The organism is Cupriavidus sp. WS (assembly GCF_000395345.1).
Taxonomy (GTDB): domain Bacteria; phylum Pseudomonadota; class Gammaproteobacteria; order Burkholderiales; family Burkholderiaceae; genus Cupriavidus; species Cupriavidus basilensis_B.
Genome location: NZ_AQPL01000519.1, coordinates 1 through 870, shown reverse-complemented (window position 1 = coordinate 870; position 870 = coordinate 1). Strand labels below are relative to the sequence as shown.

At 69.9% G+C, this 870-nt stretch carries 2 protein-coding genes; one reads left to right on the top strand and one right to left on the bottom strand.

What is annotated here, in order from left to right; genetic code table 11:
• Positions 1-188 precede the first annotated feature (188 nt).
• Entirely contained in the window at positions 189-659 is a 471-nt protein-coding gene (locus K206_RS0133275; RefSeq protein WP_043367640.1) for a GNAT family N-acetyltransferase, read from the top strand.
• Here K206_RS0133275 and K206_RS44005 read toward each other — a convergent pair.
• Positions 637-870: glutathione S-transferase C-terminal domain-containing protein (locus tag K206_RS44005; RefSeq protein WP_020206624.1), on the bottom strand; the 234-nt coding region annotated here is incomplete at its 5' end. The two genes, K206_RS0133275 and K206_RS44005, sit on opposite strands and share 23 nt — an antisense overlap.

The window sequence follows — 870 nt, the reverse complement described above, 5'->3', positions numbered from 1 at the left end:
GCCCGAACCACCAAAACCGCTCGCGCCTCAAGGCCCACAGAAGCCAGAACAAGAATCCCAAGCCCGAACTACCAAGACCTTCCCGAGCCCCAAGGCCCACGACAGCTAGAACAAGGATCCCCAAAACTCCCGAACCCGACCACCTGCGCTAGCATAACAATCCCCGACGCCAACCCTCCCCCACCCCAATGGAAGTCCGCCCCCTGACCCCCGACGACCTAGACTTAGTCTGCTACCACCGCGAGGAAATGTTCCGCGAAGCCGGCCGCGATGACGCCGTCCTGCGCGCCATGACCGAACGCTTCCGCCCGTGGCTGGAACCGCGCCTGCGCGACGGCAGCTATTTCGGCTTCGTGCTCGCCGAGCACGGCCGCGCGGTGGCGGGCATCGGCCTGATGGCCATCGACTGGCCGCCGCACCCCGCCCATCCCACCCAGGACAAGCGCGGCTACGTGCTCAACGTCTACGTGGAGACGTCCCACCGCAAGCAGGGCCTGGGCCACCGGCTCATGCAGCTGGCGGAGGAGGAGTTCGCGCGGCGCGGCGTGCAGTACGCGATCCTGCACGCGACCGAGATGGGCCGGCCGCTCTACGTCGCGCTCGGCTGGCACGCCACCACGGAGATGGCCAAGGACCTCAGTCCGGCGGCGTGTCCCTGAACGCGGGCAGCGCTTCGGCGGCGGCGCTGAACGCCGCGAGCGCCGGGTAGGCGGCGGCGTCGGCCGCCTGCGGCAGCATCATCTGCGTGAAGCGCCACGCCACGGCGGTGGTCACGTCGGCCTGCGTGAGCCGGCGCTCGTCGGCCGGCGGCGCGGTGTCGGCGATTTCCTTTTCCAGCGCCGCGTAGGCCGCGCCAAGCTGGCCGCGCAC